An 18,514-nucleotide genomic window follows, 5' to 3' on the forward strand; every position below is an offset into this window, starting at 1 on the left:
GCCTCCCGCTCAGGCCTCCCGGTACCAGTCGGGCAGGAACGCGAGGTCGTTGTCCCAGCCGCTGCGGGGCGCCGTCAGCGTGGCGCCCACCGCCGAGACCTCGGCCCGGTGGATCAGCGGCAGCACGTTCTCGGAGACCGCGAGGTCGTTGCATCTGATGAGGAGGGCCGCCCGCTTGACCGGGTCGAGCTCGCCCTGGGCGGCATTGTAGGCCGCGTCGTAGGCGGGGCTGCGCCAGCGCACGACGTTGCGGCCCTGCCATTTGTTGGCCTTCTGGGCCACCTCCCAGGAGGCGTACATGAGCAGCCAGATCGCCGGATCCGCCTGGGTGGCGCTGTAGGCGTACATCTCCATGTCGGCGTAGAAATGCGTGCAGGTGTCGGGATTGGCCGGGTCGGAGGAGAAGAACACCGAGCCGGTGACCGATTTCAGCTCGATCTCGATGCCCGCCTTGGCGGCGGCCTGCTTGATGATCGCCTGGGTCTTCTGGCGCGGGGCGTTGATCGAGGTCTGGAACAGCAGCTTCAGCCGCTTGCCGTCCTTCGCCCGGATGCCGTCCGAGCCCTTTGTCCAGCCCGCCTCGTCGAGGAGCGCGTTGGCCTTGGCCGGATCGAAGGCGTAGTGCGTGTCCTTCGAGACGAAGCGCTCCGGGCCGTTGACCGTGTTGGCGGTGGCCTTGCCGGTGCGGCCGTAGATGTAGGTCTGGATCGACTTCCGGTCGACGAGCAGGTTCAGCGCCTGGCACACCTTCGGGTCTGAGAAGGCGGGGTGCTTGGTGGTGATCGAGGACCGCTCGCCGTCGACCTCGACATTCGGGTCGGTGGCGTTGAGGAGCAGGAATTCCAGCTTGCCGCCGTACACCACGTCGACCCGGCCCTTGCCGCCGGTCTCCAGGCGCTTCAGCACCTCGTCCTCGATCAGCATGTTCCAGGCATAGTCGTACTCGCCGGTCTGGAGCACGGCCCGGGCGGCCGAGACCGCGTCGCCGCCGCCCTTCATCTCGATCGTATCGAAATACGGCCGGTTCGGCAGGTGGTAGTTCGGGTTGCGTTCGCCGCGGACGATGTCGCCGGGCCGGAACTCCACGAACCGGTACGGGCCGGTGCCCACGGGGGCGAGGTTCTGGGGCGCGTCGCGGGACTTGGCGCCGCTATAGGGTCCGAACAGGTGCTTCGGCAGCACCATCCCGACGATGCCCACGAAGGCGTCGCACCAATAGGGCGTCGGCTTGTCGAACAGGACCCGGACGCTGAGGTCGTCGATCTTCTCGACCGTGCAATCCTTGTAGGAGCCGGCGGTCACCGCCGCGGTGGCGGGGTCGCGGGCATATTCCCAGGTGAACACGAGATCGTCGGCGGTGAGCGGCTTGCCGTCGTGCCACTTCACGCCGGGCTTCAGCGTCCAGACCACCGAGCGGCCGTCGGCGGCGAGCGCGCCGTTCTCCTTGGACGGGATCGAGGCGGCCAGCACCGGCACGAGGTTGCCGTCCGGATCCCAGGCGGCGAGCGGCTCGTAGAAGATCCGCGATGCGTCCTGGTCCTTGGTGCCGACCGCGAAATGCGGGTTGATCAGGGTCGGGGCCTGCCACCAGAGGAGCTTGAGCGCGCCGCCGCCCCCGGCCTTGGCCGGCTTGTAGCCGGCCCGGATATCGGCCGCCATCGCGACCCCGTTCCCGGCCAGCATCAGCCCGGCCATGGGGGCGGTGAGGCCCAACGCCACCATCCGCTGCACGAAGGCGCGCCGCGACAGGCGGCCGTCCTTCACACGCCCGATGAGGCCGTGCAGATCCCGCTCGTCCATGATCAATCCCGGTTGCCGCCGTGAGGGGCACAGCATCATTCCGAATGCGGCCTTGGCAAGGGGCGGGCCAGTGACGCTTCAATCGAAACGTGTTGACGATCCTGCATTCCGGACGCCCTCATGGCCCCGGCCCTGCATGCAGGCGCCCGCTACGGTGCCGCGGATTCGAACGGTACACCCCCGGAGACGACACGATGGACAACCGCAACGCCGTGTGGCGCCACGTCGACGCGCATAGAGAGCGCCTGATCGCCCTGTCCGAGCGCGTCTGGGGCATGCCGGAGGTCTGCTACACGGAGACGCGTTCGTGCGCCGAGCACGTCGCCGAGCTGCGCCACCAGGGGTTCCGGGTGACCGAGCAGGTCGCCGGCATCCCCACCGCCGTGATGGGCGAGGCGGGGGAGGGCGGCCCGGTCATCGCCTTCCTCGGCGAGTACGACGCGCTGCCCGGCCTGTCGCAGGAGGCGGGTGTCGCCGAGCACCGGCCGATCGAGCCGGGCGGCCACGGCCATGGCTGCGGCCACAACCTCCTCGGCGCGGCGGCGTTGCTCGCCGCCACCGCGGTCAAGGACTGGCTCGCCGAGACCGGCACCCCCGGCCGCGTCCGCTATTACGGCTGCCCGGCCGAGGAGGGCGGCGCCGCCAAGGCCTTCATGGTCCGGGCCGGCGCCTTCGCGGATGCCGACATCGCGATCTCCTGGCACCCGGCGAGCTTCTGGGAGGTGGCCCCGCCGGCCGCGCTCGCCAACACCCGGGCGGATTTCACCTTCACGGGGCGCACCGCCCACGCGGCGGCGGCACCGCATCTCGGGCGCTCGGCGCTCGACGCCGTGGAGCTGATGAGCGTCGGCGTGAACTACATGCGCGAGCACATGCCCTCGGACGCGCGGGTGCATTACGCCTATCTCGATGCCGGCGGCATCGCGCCGAACGTCGTGCAGGCGCGGGCGCGCGTGCGCTACTCGATCCGCGCCCGCGACCTGCCCGGCATGCTGGCGCTGGTGGAGCGGGTGAAGACAATCGCACAAGGCGCCGCCCTGATGACCGAGACCGAGGTCGAGGTGCGGATCGTCAGCGCCGTGTCGAACCTTCTGGGCAACACGCCGCTGGAGCAGGCGCTGCACGGCGTCATGGAGGAGCTGGGCCCGCCACCCTTCGACGATGCCGACCGGGATTTCGCGGGAAAAATCCGGGCGACGCTCAGCGACGGCGACATCGACGCCGTGTTCCGCGCCATCGGCATGCCGCGCACCGAGGCGCCGCTCGCCGACTTCCTCGTTCCCCTCGATGCGCCGCGCAACCCCGCGATCGGCTCGACCGATGTGGGCGACGTGAGCTGGGTCGTGCCGACCGTGCAGGCGCACGCCCCGACCGTGGCGGTGGGTACGCCGTTCCACACCTGGCAGGTGGTGGCGCAGGGCAAGACCCCGGCGGCCCACAAGGCGATGGTGCAGGTCGCCAAGGCGATGGCGGCCACCGGCACCCGGGCGCTGACCGATGCTGACTTGCGCGCGGCCGCCCAGGCGGATCTCGCCCGGCGCCGGGGCGCGGCCGGCTACGTCTCGCCGCTCCCCCCGGAGGTCGAGCCGCCGCTGCGCATGTCGTTGGCGTAAGGTGGGTCGGCAGAGACGTTTTCACGCGTCTTTCTTCCCCAGACAGACAAGAAGGGCTCCGCGGTCTCCCTCCCCCCTCTGCGGGGGAGGGTGGCCCGCGAAGCGGGTCGGGAGAGGGGAGCGACGGCGCCGGATGAATCGCTGGCCTTCATGAAGGTCGCGCCTTTTCCTGAACCCGCGCTCCCCTCTCCCGACCCCTGCTGACGCAGGGGCCACCCTCCCCCGCAAAGGGGGGAGGGAGGGCGCGCGGAAGGTCAGGATTGCCATGGCTGGCAATCGGAGGATGAGCCAAATCCGATCGATGGACACAGCGGTCTATCCGGCGGAGCGGACCATACAGCCGCACGATCAGGCGGAGAGCGACGCTCCACCGCTGGCATAGCGGCTCGGCGGCCGCGCCAGCCCGAGATGGTCGCGCAGCGTCGCGCCCGCATAGTCCCGCCGGAACAGGCCGCGCCGCTGCAGGATCGGCACGACCGCGTCCACGAAGGTCTCCAGCCCGTCCGGCAGCACGTCGGGCATCAGGTTGAAGCCGTCCGCCGCGCCGGCCCGGAACCACGCCTCGATGTCGTCGGCGATCGCCTCCGGCGTGCCCACGACGATGCGGTGGCCCACACCGCCGCCCAAAGCCCGCAGGAGCTGGCGCACCGTCAGACCCTCGCGCCGCGCGAGCGCGACCGTGCCCAGGAACATCGTGTGGTTGGCGTCCGGCGGCAGGGGCAGCGGGTCGGGCAAAGGCTTGTCGAGGTCGAGCCGCGCGGGATCGATCCGCAGCGTCCCGGCGAGCCGGGCGAGGCTGTAGTCCAGGGGCACCAGATCCCAGAGTTCGTCCTGGCGCCGCCGCGCCTCGGCCTCCGTGGCGCCGATCACCGTGGCGAGGCCGGGCAGGATCACCAGCGCGTCCGGCCCACGCCCGTACCGCGCCGCCCGCGCCCGCAGGTCCCGGGCATACGCCACCCCGTCCTCGATCGTCTGGGCCAGGGAGAACACCGCGTCGGCGGTGGCGGCGGCGAGTTCGCGTCCGTCCTCAGAGCCGCCCGCCTGGAAGGTCACCGGGCGCCCTTGCCGGCTGCGCGGCACCGTGAGCGGGCCGGCGACGGAATAATGCGTCCCGCGGTGGTTCACCGCGTGCACCTTGGAGGGGTCGATGAACCGGCCGCTGGCCTTGTCGCCGAGGAACGCGTCGTCCTCCCAGCTGTCCCACAGGGCGTGGACCAGATCGGTGAATTCCCGCGCCCTTGCATAGCGCGCCCCGTGCTCGGAGGCGCCCGCGAAGCCGAAATTGCGGCCCGCGGCGGCGTCCGCGGTGGTCACCACGTTCCAGCCCACCCGGCCCCGGCTCACGAGGTCGAGGCTCGCGAAGCGGCGGGCGAGGTTGAACGGCTCGTTGTAGGTCGTCGAGGCGGTGGCGACCAAGCCGACATGGCTGGTCACCGCCGCCACGGCGGCCAGCACCACGGTCGGTTCGAGGGCGTTGAACGGCCGGTAGTCGATCCGGTCGTTGATCGCAGGCGTGTCGGCCAGGAAGATCGCGTCGAGCTTGCCCCGCTCGGCGACGCGGGCGACGCGGATGAAATGGTCGATGTCCACGAAGGCGTCCGGCCGGCTCCCCGGCAACCGCCACGCGGAGGGGTAGACCCCGGAATGCAGCAGGTTGACGTTGAGATGCAGGGTGCGGCCGGTCATCGAAGGTCCCCGGTTCAGCGCAGGCGCGGCAGCACCTGCTCGGCGAAGCGGCGCATCTCGGCCTCGAACGGCTGGAACTGCAGCATGAACAGCCCGATGCCGGCGGCGTGGAACGTCCGGATCCGCTCCGCCACGGTGGCGTAGCTGCCCACCAGCCCGGCGGCCGTGCCGCCATTGGTGCCGACATGCCGGCTGGCGGCCGCGTCGGTCTTGGCGAACATCACGCTGGCCTGATCGGTGCGGGCGCGGGTATCGGCGCGCAGATCGGCGTCGCGCTGCGCCAGGGCGAGGAGCCGCGCGTGCTCGTCTTGCGCCTCCGCGTCGGTGGCCCTCGCGATCACGAAGGCCGAGAGGCCGTAGCGCAGCGGGCCGTTGGCCGCGGGGCGCCGCGCCACGTCGGCGATGAGCGCCGCGACATCGGGGAGTGGCTGGCCGTTGATGAACCAGACATCGGCATGGTCGGCGGCCAGCGCCCGGGCGGGCTCGGATTCGCCGCCGAGATAGATGGTCGGCCGCGGCCGATACGTGCCGGCCGGGCGGAGCCGGTAATCCTCCACCCGGAAATGCGCGCCCGCGAACGTGACGCGCTCGCCGCGCATCAGCCTGTCGACGAGGCCGATCCATTCCCGGCCGTAGGCGTAGCGGTCGTCATGCGCGGGGAAGGGCAGGCCGGCCCGCTCGAACTCGGCCTTGTTCCAGGCATTGACGAGGTTCAGGGCGAAGCGGCCGCCGCTGATGTGCTCGATCTGCAGCGCCATCTTGGCGAGCACCACCGGGTGGTAGAGCCCCGGCTTGATCGCCGCGATGATCTCGATCCGGCGGGTCAGCGCCGCCAGCGCCGCCGCCGCCGTCCAGGCCTCGAGCTGGTCGCGCTCCGCGTCGTAGGGGTTCATCGTGTGCTGGGCGACCAGCACGGAGTCGAAGCCGAGGGCCTCGGCCTCCAGCACCAGGGCGCGATTCCGCGCCCAGCTGGCGTCGTCCGGCTCCTCGGGGTCGTGGTGGGCGGCCCGGGAGCCGTGGACGGCGGCCCAGATGCCGAAGCGCGGCGCCTGTATCGGGTCGGTCATGGCCTCAGCCCCGCCCCACGGGCGCCTGCCAGATCGGCACGGCGGTGGCGTCGATCCGGCGGGGGATGAGCCTGGCCTCGTAGAACACGTCGGCGATGGCCTGCTGCTCGCCGAGCTGGGCGCGCTCGACCGGCTCGACCGCGTAGGTGCGGCGGCTGTTGGCGGCGGCCACGACCGGGGGCGGCAGGTCGCCCCAGATCGGGGCGAGCAGTGCCACGGCCTCGGCGGGGTTCGCCCGCATCCAGGCGCCGGCCTCGACCAGCGCCCGGTAGATCGTGGCGACGACCTCCGGCTGCGCGGCGACGAAGCTGTCGTTGACGAGGTAGTAGCGGTGATAGCTCGTCAGCCCGGTGGCGTCGGCGATGACCCGCACCGGCCGCTTGGCCTCCGCGAAGGCGAGGAACGGGTCCCAGATCGACCACGCGTCGAGGCTGCCCCGCTCGAAGGCCGCTGCGCCCTCGGGCGCCTGGAGATAGGCCGGCTTGATGTCGGAAAAGCTCAGGCCGGCGCGTTTCAGGGCGGCCGCGAGCACGTAGTGGCTGCCGGAGCCCGGGGCCACGCCGACCGTGCGGCCCTTCAGGTCCGCGATCGTGCGGATCGGCGAATCCGCCGGCACGATGATCGCCTCGGCGGCGGGCGCGCCGCGCTCGCGGGCGTAGAAGGTGAGCGGCGCCTTGGCCGATTGCGTGAAGATCGGCACCGCGTCGGCGACGTCGGCGTGGATATCGACCGCGCCGGCCGTCATCGGCTCGATCACGCTGGTGAACAGGTGCCAGCTCGGGGTGAAGCCCAGCGGCGCGAGGCGCTCGGCCAGCGTCCCCTTCACCTTCAGCACGGTGAACAGCACCGAGGAGCGCTGCATGCTGATCTTCACGTCGCGCGGGGCCGCGTGCACGGCCGGCGCGCCGAGCGCCACGGCGGCGGCTCCGCCGAGGCCGGTGCGCAGGAGCGTGCGCCGGGACAGGGTTGCGTCGATCATCGGGCGCTCGGGGGTCATCGGGTCAGGCGGCGTGAGGGACCGGAGGCGCGGTCACGGCGTCAGGTCAGCGAAAATCGGACCGCATGGCGGCCGCTTCCATTGAAGACCGAGGTCGAATTCAGGATCAATGAAACGGTTTTTCGATCTCGCTGCGTATCGTGGAAGTCGATCCTTCATCGGATCGCATCGGCAGCGATGCCATTCTGATCGGCGGCGGAAAACCCGCTTCGGCGATCGCTGTTGCGCATCCGGGTCCCGGGGCCGTCACCGATGCCGAGACCCGGAACGGTCGCGGCGATCGCAGGAAACTGTCTTCCCCTCAACGCTCCACGCGGAAGACAAAAGTATTCTGGCAGCCTCCATGGAGGAATGACGCTTCCAAAGACTCGATCGCTCCCCGTTCGGCTCTTGAGATCGGAAAAGAACTTCGCGATTCCATAAGCCTGCCCGCTGGTGGGGTTCGGAATCGGGAATGGGTACCATGTCGCAGACGGAAGCGGGCTGGGGCGCGGGGCCGAGCACGCGCTACGAGGCGCTGGCGGAGCGCTTCCGCCCGGTCTTCGCCGAGATCCGGGCGACCGCGGTCGAGCGGGACCGCACCCGCACCCTGCCCCATGCCGAGATCGGCTGGCTGCGGGAGGCGAACTTCACGACCCTGCGGCTCGCACCCGAGGAGGGCGGCCACGGCGCCAGCCTGCCCGAGCTGTTCGCCCTGCTGATCGAGCTGTCGAGCGCCGATTCCAACGTCACCAACGCGCTGCGGGCGCATTTCGGCTTCACCGAGGATGCGCTCTGCTCGTCCTCGCCCGAATGGCGCGCCGCCTGGATAAAGCGGATCGGCGCGGGTGCGACGATCGGCAGCGGCGTCTCGGAGACCGGGCCCGCCAAGGTCGGCGCGTTCGACACGGTGGTGCGCCACCGCGACGGGAAGCCCGTGGTCGACGGCCGGAAGTTCTACACCACCGGCTCGTTGTTTGCCGACTACATCCACCTCGCGGCCGAGGACGAGGCCGGGGAGGCGGTGACCGCGGCGGTGCCGGTGCGGGCCCCCGGCGTGACCATCGTGGACGATTGGGACGGGTTCGGGCAGGCGCTGACCGCCAGCGGCACCGCGACCTTCCAGGGCGTCGTGCTCGATCCGGACCTGATCAAGCCGGATCCGCCCCGCTTCCCCTACGCCATGGCGTATTTCCAGCTCGTGCACATCGCCACGCTCGCCGGCATCGGCCGGGCGGCCGCCGAGGACGTGACCCGGCTCGTGGCCGCGCGCACCCGGGTCTACAGCCACGGCAATGCCGGGCGCACCGCGGACGATCCCCAGATCCAGGCGGTGGTGGGCCGCGTCCGGGGGAACGCCTACGCGGCCGGCGCCATCGCGCTGAAGGCCGCGGAGTCGCTCCAGCGGGCCTACGACGCGCACCAGGCCGGGGACGGTCCGGCGGCGGACCGGGCCGCGACGCTCGCCGATGTCGAGGTCAACCAGGCGGTGAGCGTGGTGAGCGATCTCGTGCTCCAGGCGACGACGAGCCTGTTCGACGCGCTCGGCGCCTCCGCGGTGAAGGCGGGGCTCGGCCTCGACCGCTACTGGCGCAACGCGCGGACCATCGCGTCCCACAACCCGCGGATCTACCGGGACCGGATCGTCGGAGCCTTCGCCATCACGGGGGCGACGCCGCCCCGGCAATACCGGGTCGGCACGGCGTGATGCATCAGGGCCGCGCGGCCGGCCCGGTCAATGCAGTTGGGCGAGCCGGGCGCGCATCTGCGCGCGGGCCAAGCTGAAGCCGAGTTCCATCAACAGCGACTCGGTCAAGGCCAGGGCCTTCGGCTCATCCAGAGCCTTGAGGGCGTGATAGCTGGCCAGAACGCGGTCGACGACGTGTTCCAGCGGCAGCGAGGCCTGGCTTATCCGTGAGGCGACGAGCGGATCGTCGCAGGCGTCGCCCTGCGTGATATCCACCACGATGCCACGGCCCGACACCACGGTGCCGGTCACGTCCGGGTCGAATTTCCCGCGGGCCAGGATCCGGCGGATCTGTCCATCCGCCGAGCAGACCCGGTGTTCGGCGATGAACCAGCCGCCGACATTCGCGCATCCGAGAATGTGCTGCATGACATGCGCCCGGTCGTCCGGATGGACGCCGCCGTTGAACGTCTCGAACGCGATGCCCGCGGCGCCGGCTTCGGGCGTGAAACCGAACAGGAGGGACACGATGGCGTCGGCCATGACGACGCGCCTGCGCATGTCGATCTGCCAGCGCCCGACCGCATCGGCATCGTCGAGAACCGTCTGCAGCTCGTCGTGTCCCGGATGGGCGCGCGCGCCTCCCGACATTCGCATCTGTCCGTCCCCCCCGTCCAGTGCATCTGCAGCTGCAAATAGCACATTCCTGAATTGTGGTTCCATCGAGCAGCCCGTGCGGTCGCCCGATCAAGCAATCAACGTCGCCCCCGTGGATTCGAGACCGGGCCGCCGCCCGCATTCCGGAGGCTTGGCGGCCCTGCGCCGCACCGGAGCCGCTGTCGGGATGTGATCTCCCGTGCCGATTCAGTACCCGCCGTGGCGAAGAGTTCCCTGCAGGGGGCGGGAGACAAAAGCGCGGGACAAAGGGCCGCGAGTGCAAGAGCCGCGAGTACAAGAGCCGCGGGATCGATGATTCGAGACGCCGCCCCGAGCCGGCCCTTGCGCTGCGCAAGGCCTCATCGGCCTTCCGGATCCGCATCGGCGGGTGTTCGGGAGGCGGTCCTGATCGCGCCCGGACGGCACCCGGGCCGGTCGATCGGCCGGTCCCGCGCCTCCCGGCCGCGCCGGGTGGGGTCGGGTAGGGGGCGACGGGCGGCGGGGATACCCGCCGCCCGTCGAGCCACCCGATGGTCAGAAGCGCAGCTGCAGGCGTGCGGTGCCGGATTGCGCGACGAAGTGGTCGCCGACCTGCCCCTGATACTCGCCCGTCACCTCCACGCCGTTGCCGAGGCTGAGCTGAAGCCCCAGCCCGGCTTCGCCGACGCGGTCGGGGATCGCGGATTGCGTCGCGAACAGCCCGAGCGCGCCGGTGCCCTCGAAGCTCGCGCGGCCGGTGAAATGGTCGTCCGACAGGACCATCACGCCGAGCGTCCCGTAGGGGCGGATCCAGCGCCCGCCCTCGAGATCGATCCGGCCGCCGATCTCCACGTTCGGGGTGAACGCCACGAGCGTCTTGGCGAGGGGCCGGACGTCGAGGTTGAAGTCCGAAGCGCCGCTCTCGGAATAGCCCGGGCTGTAGCTGTAGAGCAGGTCGAGATCCGCGTAGGGCTTGATGTACCAGTCGCCGAACAGGATCTGATAGCTCGCCCGCAGCCGCCCGCCCGCGCTGAGGATGTTGGAGCGGCTGCGCGCCGTGGCGCGGGCGCCCCCGAAGTCGATGAGCCGCTTGTTGTCGGCCCAGGCGTAGCCGAGATTGGCGGAGGCCGCGAACAGCCAGGGGCCGACCTGATGCTTGAGCGCGGCCGAGACGTCGCCGGCATCGCTCGTCGTGCCGGTGATGCGGTCGGGATCGCTCTGGATCGCGCGGGTATAGGCGCCCGTCAGGCCGAAGAACCAGTCCGGGGCGAACTCGGTCTGGAGGCCGGTCTGGTAGCTCAGCGCGTTCTGGTGATAGCCGCCGTCATCGGCGGTCGAGAATTGCCGCGCGTTGGTGCCGGTGATGCGGCCCCAGACGCATTCGCCCTCGTGCAGCAGCGTGCCGGTGCCCACGAAGGCGGGGCAGCTCATGGCCCGCTGCAGGCCCTTGCGGGTGTCGAGCGTCCGGTCGGTGAGCGTGTCCTGATTGGACTCGGGCTTCAGCTCGTCGAGCGCGGCGGCGTAGCCCTTCTGGCTGTCGACCGACAGGAAGCGGGCGTAGAGGTTGCCGAGCCGGGTGGTGTTGCCGTCCCAGGCATCCTGCAGGCCCTGCGCGACGTTGCGCTGGTCGCTGGTGAGCGTGATGCCCACGGGCGTGGTGAAATGCGCCTGCGGGCTGAGCGCGACGGAATCGTTGCTCCGGACCAGCGCCCACGAGATCGGAACCGCGCCGGAATGCAGGGCGCCGTCGGTCGTCGTGGCGGTGACGGCCTGGACCTGACCGGCCTGGAGGAAGGTGTAGCGGCCCGGCAGCAGGCCGCTGATGATGTGGGGTTCGACCACGCCGGCCAGGGAGGCGAAGCCGGTGACCGTCAGGAGGTCGTTGCGCAGCGACCCGGCGGGTGCCAGCGGCGCGATGTCGACCAGCAGACGGCCGGTTGAGCCCTGCACGAAGGAGCCGGTGACGGTCGCCCGCGCCACCGTCCCGACGCCGCCGATATCCAGGATCGCGGCGTTGTCCAGGATGCCGCCCCGGCCCAGCGCGACGACGCCTTCGGGCCGGGTGCGCAGGATCGCCGACGTGATCGTCTCCGAACCGTTGTTGAAAAAGACGCTTCCCCCCTGCTGGCTGCCCAGCAGGTCGATGTCGCCGATCACGGTGCCGCGGTTGCGGATCCACCCGGCGAAGGTCGTCCCGACGATCGCCCGCCCCGAGGCCGCGCTGACCACGGCGTCCTTCCCGATGGTGATGGTCGTGCTGGCGCCGTTTTCCACCCGCAGGGCCGCACCGGCACCGCTGCCGCCGGTGACGCGGCCATTCACCTGGATGTTGATCACGCCGCCCCGGTTCGGATCGGACTCGAGGCTGCCGTCGGTGCGCTGGACGCCGGACTGGGCGAGAATCCCGTAGGCGTCCAGGCCGGACGCGAGGATCGATCCCGACGCATCGATGGTGATGTCGTTGCCGACGCCGGTCGCGGCGCGGCTGCGCACGGGCTGCGTCGCCGCCTCGCCGGACAGGCCCACGAGGAGCCCGCCGCCGCCGCCAAGGCTCTGCGCCACGAGGCCGTGGGACTTCGTGCCGGTGGTCTGGATCACCGAGTCCTTCTCCAGGTTGACCGTGATCGCCCCGCCATTGCCGCGGCCGCCATCCCTCACGAGGTAGGGAACCGCGTAGCCCATCGCCTGATGGGCGCCGCCGTAGCCGCCGCCGCCGCCGATCGATTGCAGCAGCACGGCCGGGGCCGCATCGCCGGTGGTCGAGACCTGCGCCCCCACGCCCAGGCGGACCGTGATCGCGCCGCCGTCGCCCCCGGCGCCGCCCGAGCCGCCCAGCCCGAACGTGTATTTGTGGCCGCCCGGCCCCGCCGCCACGGAGGCGAGACCGCCGCCGCCGCCGATGCTCTGGGCCAGGATGCCGACCGCGCCGAAGCCGCTCGTGGCGACCGTGCCCTCCTGAACGACTTTCACGGCGCCGCCATCGCCCGCCACGGCACCCGACCCGCCGAGCGTCAGGCTCCCCGATTTCGCCGAGATGGATTTCGGATCCTCCCGCGGCGCAATCCGCTCGATGTCGAGCGCCGCGAGCAGCGCATCCGTCAGCGCCTGGGCGTCGCTCCTGCTGTCGCTCTTGGCCTCGCTCTTGGCCTCGCTCTTGGCCTCGCTCTTGGCCTCGCCCTTGGTGTCGCCCTTGGCGCCGCCCTTGGCCTCCCCCCCGGAGCCGGCCTTGGTCGTCCCGTCCGAAGTCCCGGCATCGGCCGGCGCGGCGAAGCTGCCGCCGCCGCCGCCGATGCTCTGGGCGAGCAGAGCATGCGCCTCGACCCCGGTCGTCGCGACGGTGCCGCGATTCTCGAGGGTGACGTTCCCGCCATGGGCGCCGGACCCGCCATTCCCGCCGACATTCAGATTGAGGGTGATACCCTTGGCGGCCTTGCTGGCGACGCTGGCGCCGACACCGTTTCCACCACCGCCGCCGATGCTTTGCGCAGAGAGGCCGTAGGCGGCGTCCCCCTGCGTGACGACCGTGCCGGTGTTGCGAAGGGTGACGGGACCGCCGGTATTGCCATCGCCCCCCGAACCGCCGACCGTCGCCGTCAGGTTCGCCTGATTGACGGCCTCGGCGAACGAAACGCCGCCCTGGCCGCCGCCGCCGCCGATACTCTGCGCCATGATCCCGTCGGCGGAGGTTCCAAACGTGGCGATCGTCCCGGCATTCCAGACGTTGACCCCGCCGCCGGTGCCTCCGCGCGCGCCGTCGCCCCCGAGGGCCAGGGTTGCCGAGACATCGGGCAACTTGCTCGCGGTCTTCTTCTGGGCGTCCAGATAGTTCGAGATGCTGGTCGTGTAGGATTTCAGCGCCTTGCCGAAATCCGAGTTCTTCAGCTTTTCGGCGAGACCCTTATACGCGTCGCTGGACTTGATGTCCTTGAGAAATTGTTCGAGGGCTTCCTTGTCGTCCTTATTCTTCTTGTCGGCGGCCCATTTCTGGTAGGCCTCGACGCCGATCGCCTTCTTGATCTGCGTCCAGATCTCGCCCACGGCATCGGGCTTGACCTTGGTCCCGGCCGAGAGGCTGCCGCCCGTGCCGCCGCCGCCGCCGATGCTCTGGGCCAGGATGCCGTGTGCACCGTCGCCCTGGGTGGTGATCGTGGCGCCCGCCTCGTTGGTGACCTCGACGAGCCAGCCGGTCCCGCCGGTCCCGCCGGTTCCGCCGAGCTTCCGGGAAAGGGCCAGCTTGCCCGCGGCCGAACCCGACACCTCGCCGCCGTTGCCGCCGCCGCCACCGATGCTCTGGGCCTGGATGCCGACGGCGTTCGAACCGCCGGTGTCGATCGTGCCCCGATTGTTCACCACAACGTAGCCGCTGTGGTTGCCGGCGCCGCCCTTGCCGCCCACGGTATCGCTCACCGTCAGGGTGTCGGCGAGGGGGAGCTTGCCGATCAATTCGTTGAGAGTCTTGTCGAAGGAGAGACCGGAGGTTGCGATCGTCGAGGCCGACCCGGCATTGCCACCGCCGCCACCGACGCTCAGCGCGAGCACGCCGATCGCGGAGTCTCCCCCGGTCACGATGCTGCCCGCCTGCAAGACGTCGACAGGGCCACCGGTGCCGCCGCCCCCGCCGCCCCCGCCGACACCCCGGGTGACGGCGATGTTCTTGCGCAGGCTCAGGGTGTTGCTCGTCGCGGTCGCGCCGCCGCCGCTGCCGCCCCCGCCGCCGATGCTCATGGCCTCGATGCCGGAGGCCGCATCGCCGGAGGTCTGCACGGTGCCGCGATTGATCACGGTGGCCCGGCGGCCGTTGCCGCCGCCGCCGCCCGTGCCGCCAAGCGCGGAGGTCGCCGCCACGGCCATCTCGCCGGGCGGTGCGACGGCCAGCGCGTAGGCCGTCGCGTTGCCGCCGATGCCGCCGCCGCCGCCCACGCTGAGCGCGCGGAGCCCGATCGCCCCGTCGCCGTAGGTGGTGACGTTGCCGCGGTTGGTGATCTCTGCCAATCCGCCGGCGCCGCCATCTCCGCCCGAGCCGCCGACCGCGGATGAGAACGCGAAGCTCGGCAGCGTCTTGCCGCGCGGCGTTACGAGGGGCGCGGTGATCGCCTTCGCGTCGGCCAGGCCGCCCACGCCGCCGCCGCCGCCGATGCTGAGCGCCTCGAGGCCGTCCGCCCCGAGTCCGGTAGTCGTGACGGTGCTGCTGCTCTCGATCATGGCGGTGCCGCCCCGTCCGCCCTTGCCGCCGCTCCCGCCGATCGCCCAGGAGGCCGAGACCCCGAAGCCCACGGCTATGCTCTTGACGTCGCCGCCGGCCCCGCCACCGCCGCCGATGCTCTGGACCAGGACCGCCGTCGCGCCGTCGCCGCCGGTCTCGATCGTGCCGCCGAGGCCGGTGAACTTGGCGAGGCCGCCATTGCCGCCGCCCCCGCCGCTGCCGCCGAGGCCGACCGAGAAGAACGCGCTGGCCGTAAAAGCACCCCCGCCGCTGCCGCCGCTGCCGCCGATGCTCTGGACCAGGGCTCCGTAGGCGGCGGCGCCTTCCGTCGCGATTCCGCCGCCGGCGTTGACGATCTCGGCGGTTCCGCCGAAGCCGCCCGTCCCGCCGGAGCCGCCGGAGCCGAACCACAGCGTCCTGCCCCCCGCACCGCCGCCATCCGTCTTGGACCGCACGGCGAGGGGCGAGAGGGGCAGGGCCGCGTCGGCGCTGCCGCCGCCGATGCTCTGCGCGACCAGGCCGATCGCCCCCGCGCCCGAGGTCGTCACGGTGCCGCTGTTGGTCAGCGTCACCGATCCGCCCGCGGCGGCATCACCGCCGTCGCCGCCGCCGAAGACGCCGCCGCCGCCCTTGCCCCCGGGCCCGCCGACCGACTGGGCCACGACGCCCAGGGCGTAATCGCCCTGCGTGACGACCGTGCCGCGCTGGGTCGCCGTGACGGTGCCGCCATTCCCGCCCCGGGCCCCGTCGCGCCCGCCGGAATCGCCCTGGCTACCGCCCCGGCCGCCGACGCTCTGGACGAGGGCGCCGAACGCGTAGTCGCCGGCGGTCGTGATCGTCCCGGCCATGTCGAGCTTCGCGGGACCGCCCGCGCCGCCCTGCGTCACCTGGGGCTTGCTGTAGAAGCTGCCCATCTGTCCGCGGTCACCGCCCGCGCCGCCGATGGATTCGACGATCACCGCGGTGGCACCGATGCCGTCGGTGCTGACCCGCCCGGACGGCATCACCGTGAGCGCGGCCGAACCGCCGGCGCCGCCCTTCCGGAACGCGGTCTGGTCGGCGGCCGTGCCCCCCGAACCGGCGTCACCCCCGACGGCGCTGACCCGCACGCCGAGGAAGGCCTGCCCCCCGGTCGAGACCGTGGACGACAGGGTGAGGGCGACCGGGCCGGCATCGCCGCCGCCGCCGAAATTCGTTTGGGCGTCGCCGCCCGACCCGCCCCGGGAGAAGACGAGGAACCGGGGGATCGGCGCGAAGGCCGGCGCGCCGGTCCGGCTGATCTGGTCGCCCTGCCCGGTCACATCCTCCGAGAGCGTGACCGAGACGGCCCCGCCGCGCCCGCCATTGGCGCCGAAGACCGAACCCGAGCCGAAATCGTCGCCTCGTCCGCCGCTCCCGCCCTGCGAGCCGATCCGGATCGTCGCGGCCGCGTCACGCCCGGCCGAGGCGGTATCGACATCGATCAGGCTCAGGTCGCCGCCGGCACCGCCCGGTGTCGCCTGGGTGTTGCGCCCGACGATGACGACCTTCCCGTTCCGGCCATCCGCGCCCAAATTCACCTGAGGTTGGGGTCGCTCGGCGGCGCGCGCCGGAAGGGCGAAGCCCAGCGCGCCGGCCAGGGCAAACATTGCCAGGAACCGTGTGGATGGCCGAATCCGGCCGCACGACATCCCGAGGGAACACGCAGCCCGCGAGCACGACATCGGCCATACGCCTCTTCCCCGCCTCGGCCCGCACGGAGCGGCACGGCACGGCGGAATCACAAGGATCTGCAGCGGTTTCAGCGGCGCCACATCGATTCGCTTTCGATGCTGCGACGCAGCGCGCGGCTTCTAGTAAGTGTATCCTTGCTTGAAAAGAGCGACGATAGGTTCTTTCACTCTTTTAAAAACGACCATGAGCGCGAAGTTATAGATTTTATTATTGATCGTGATTGGATAATTATTAAATATATCCGTATTGTGCGCAATGAAAGATTGCGAAAGCAGTACAGTGCTGGGCGATGAATCGTCGGCGTGGCCGGCCGGCGGCCGGATAAACGGCGGGCGACGGGCAGAAATGCAACACGTCGGCTGGCGCCGCTCGCGCTGCGATGGCCAGACGCCGCCGGGACCCGCCCGACCGCGTTTATCCGGCGGCGGCCTCTGCGACTCACCCGGGCTGTCCGGCAGATCGGCGTGGCGATGCGCTCAAGGAAGGCGGGGCCGAGCGGGTTTAGCTGTTGAGACCGGGCCGCTCGGCCCCTGTCGAAGCGAAGACCCTGGGAAGGATTTGCACTTCGATTCCGTCGGCGCCGCGCTCCCCGACGGGCCGCGGCGCGTGTTCCTGTCACTCAGCCCGTGCGCACCAGCGGTGCGACGGCCGGTGCGGCCGCGGGCGGCGTGTGGAGCGGGATGATGAACCGCACCCAGCCATCCGTCGAGTCGTTATCGCGGCTCAGGCCCCATGCGTTGGTGGACTGCGCGCCGGTCACGACATCGCGGGCGAGGTAGGCCTGCACGGTGAAGGCCTTGACGTCGTAGCCGATCAGGCCGCCGCGCTGTACGGGCTGATGCCGAAATGGCCGACCTCAGACCGCGCCCGTCATGGCGGCACCGCCGGCGCCGACGCGCGTCTGGATCACCTGCGCGAGGTATTCGGCATCGCGGCCGACCGCCCCGAAGCGGCCCGAGCCCCATGTGTTCAGCCAGGGCAGGCCGATGAAGGAGATGCCGGCCTCGGCGGTCACGCCGCGCCGGTGCTTGGGCTGGCCCGCGCCGTTGAACACGGAGGCGTCGAGCCACCGGAAATCCGGCGTGAAGCCGATGCACCAGACGAGGCCGGTGATGCCGGAGCCTTCGAGGGGGAGCGCGGCGACGGGCTCGCCCGGCTCCCAGACGGGCGTGTAGGGCGCCTGCTCCGGCGCCGCGATCCCGTTCTCCGCGATGTAGGCGTCGATGGCCGCGTTGATGCTGTTGTAGGTCCGGTCGGCCTGATCGAGCGAGCGCTTGAGATTGTCGCGGAAGCGGAGGGCGCCCTCGGCATAATCCTCCAGCACGCCGTAGAGCCGCATGCCCTCGGTCGCGAAGCGGCGCAGGTCGATGTCGCGTCCGCCGTCGCGGCCGGTCACGTAGTGGTTGGTGTTGTCGCGGACGCCGTCGCGCAGCGGATGGTTCTCGACGGTCATCTCGTAATAGCCCATATCGGCGAGCCACGTGACGACGTCGCGCCCGCGATAGAAGCGGGCGCAGCGGGGCGCGTCGCCCACCGCCAGATGCACCCGGCGCCCGGCGAGGTGCAGATCCTCGGCGATCTGCGCGCCCGATTGCCCGGAGCCGACGACCAGCACGTCGCCGTCCGGCAGCTGGGCCGGGTTGCGGTACTGATTCGCGTGGATCTGCGTGATCGCGCCCGGCAGCTTCTCGGCCATGCGCGGGATGATCGGCGTGTGATAGCCGCCCGAGGCGACGACGATCTCGTCGGCGGTGTAGGCGCCCTCCGAGGTCTGGACCGAGAACGGGCCGTCCTCGCACCGCACCACGCGGGTGACCGCGACGCCTTCGCGGATCGGCGGGTCCACCTTGGCCACGAAGGCCTTGAGATAGGCGACGATCTCGTCCTTCCTCATGAACCCGTCCGGGTCCGGTCCGTCGTAGCGATGGCCCGGCAGGTCGCACTGCCAGTTCGGCGTGACGAGGCAGAACGTGTCCCAGCGCTGCGTCGCCCAGCTATGGGCGGCGGTCCGCTTCTCGAACACGAGATGGTCGATGCCGCGCTGCTTGAGGTGGTAGCTGACCGAGAGGCCGGCCTGGCCGCCGCCCACGATGGCGACGGGAACGTGACGGATCGGGGAGGTCATGGCGCCAA

9 protein-coding genes and 1 pseudogene are annotated in these 18,514 nt (G+C 71.1%); 2 read left to right on the top strand and 8 right to left on the bottom strand.

Annotation, left to right across the window (positions count from 1 at the left end):
* Positions 1-9: 9 nt before the first annotated feature.
* Positions 10-1,800 (bottom strand): peptide ABC transporter substrate-binding protein, encoded by a 1,791-nt coding sequence (locus tag FVE89_RS22975; protein WP_160536588.1) that lies wholly within the window; start codon positions 1,798-1,800, stop codon positions 10-12.
* Positions 1,801-1,994: 194 nt separating this feature from the next.
* On the opposite strand from FVE89_RS22975, the gene FVE89_RS22980 reads away from it, so the two are divergent.
* Positions 1,995-3,413, top strand: a complete 1,419-nt coding sequence (locus tag FVE89_RS22980; protein ID WP_160536589.1) for a M20 family metallopeptidase — start codon at positions 1,995-1,997, stop codon at positions 3,411-3,413.
* 348 nt (positions 3,414-3,761) lie between these two features.
* Here the strand turns inward: FVE89_RS22980 and FVE89_RS22985 are convergent, their stop codons facing one another.
* From FVE89_RS22985 to FVE89_RS22995, 3 genes are read right to left on the bottom strand one after another with little or no spacing between them, the layout of a single operon-like run.
* On the bottom strand, positions 3,762-5,099 hold the full coding sequence (locus FVE89_RS22985) for an LLM class flavin-dependent oxidoreductase (RefSeq protein ID WP_160536590.1): 1,338 nt from the start codon (positions 5,097-5,099) through the stop codon (positions 3,762-3,764).
* Positions 5,100-5,113: 14 nt separating this feature from the next.
* A complete protein-coding gene (locus FVE89_RS22990; protein ID WP_160536591.1) occupies positions 5,114-6,166 on the bottom strand; it encodes an LLM class flavin-dependent oxidoreductase in 1,053 nt (350 codons plus the stop codon).
* 4 nt (positions 6,167-6,170) lie between these two features.
* Positions 6,171-7,145: an ABC transporter substrate-binding protein gene (locus FVE89_RS22995; protein ID WP_160536592.1), complete on the bottom strand. Its 975-nt coding sequence runs from the start codon at positions 7,143-7,145 to the stop codon at positions 6,171-6,173.
* A 481-nt stretch (positions 7,146-7,626) separates the two neighbouring features.
* Between FVE89_RS22995 and FVE89_RS23000 the strand changes: the two genes are divergently transcribed.
* Positions 7,627-8,850 carry a monooxygenase gene (locus FVE89_RS23000; RefSeq protein WP_160536593.1) on the top strand — a complete coding sequence of 408 codons (1,224 nt, stop codon included), beginning with the start codon at positions 7,627-7,629 and terminating at the stop codon, positions 8,848-8,850.
* A 27-nt stretch (positions 8,851-8,877) separates the two neighbouring features.
* Here the strand turns inward: FVE89_RS23000 and FVE89_RS23005 are convergent, their stop codons facing one another.
* From FVE89_RS23005 to FVE89_RS23020, 4 genes and pseudogenes are all read right to left on the bottom strand, one after another.
* Positions 8,878-9,552 (bottom strand): PAS domain-containing protein, encoded by a 675-nt coding sequence (locus tag FVE89_RS23005; protein WP_160536594.1) that lies wholly within the window; start codon positions 9,550-9,552, stop codon positions 8,878-8,880.
* Between the two features lie 468 nt (positions 9,553-10,020).
* Positions 10,021-16,296: an autotransporter outer membrane beta-barrel domain-containing protein gene (locus tag FVE89_RS23010; protein ID WP_246731142.1), complete on the bottom strand. Its 6,276-nt coding sequence runs from the start codon at positions 16,294-16,296 to the stop codon at positions 10,021-10,023.
* 704 nt (positions 16,297-17,000) lie between these two features.
* A pseudogene (locus FVE89_RS23015) lies at positions 17,001-17,204 on the bottom strand (transporter); the annotation flags it as partial.
* Positions 17,205-17,237: 33 nt separating this feature from the next.
* Entirely contained in the window at positions 17,238-18,506 is a 1,269-nt protein-coding gene (locus tag FVE89_RS23020; protein ID WP_160536595.1) for an MSMEG_0569 family flavin-dependent oxidoreductase, read from the bottom strand.
* Between the last annotated feature and the right edge of the window lie 8 nt (positions 18,507-18,514).

The organism is Methylobacterium sp. 2A, assembly GCF_009806555.1.
Lineage (GTDB): Bacteria > Pseudomonadota > Alphaproteobacteria > Rhizobiales > Beijerinckiaceae > Methylobacterium.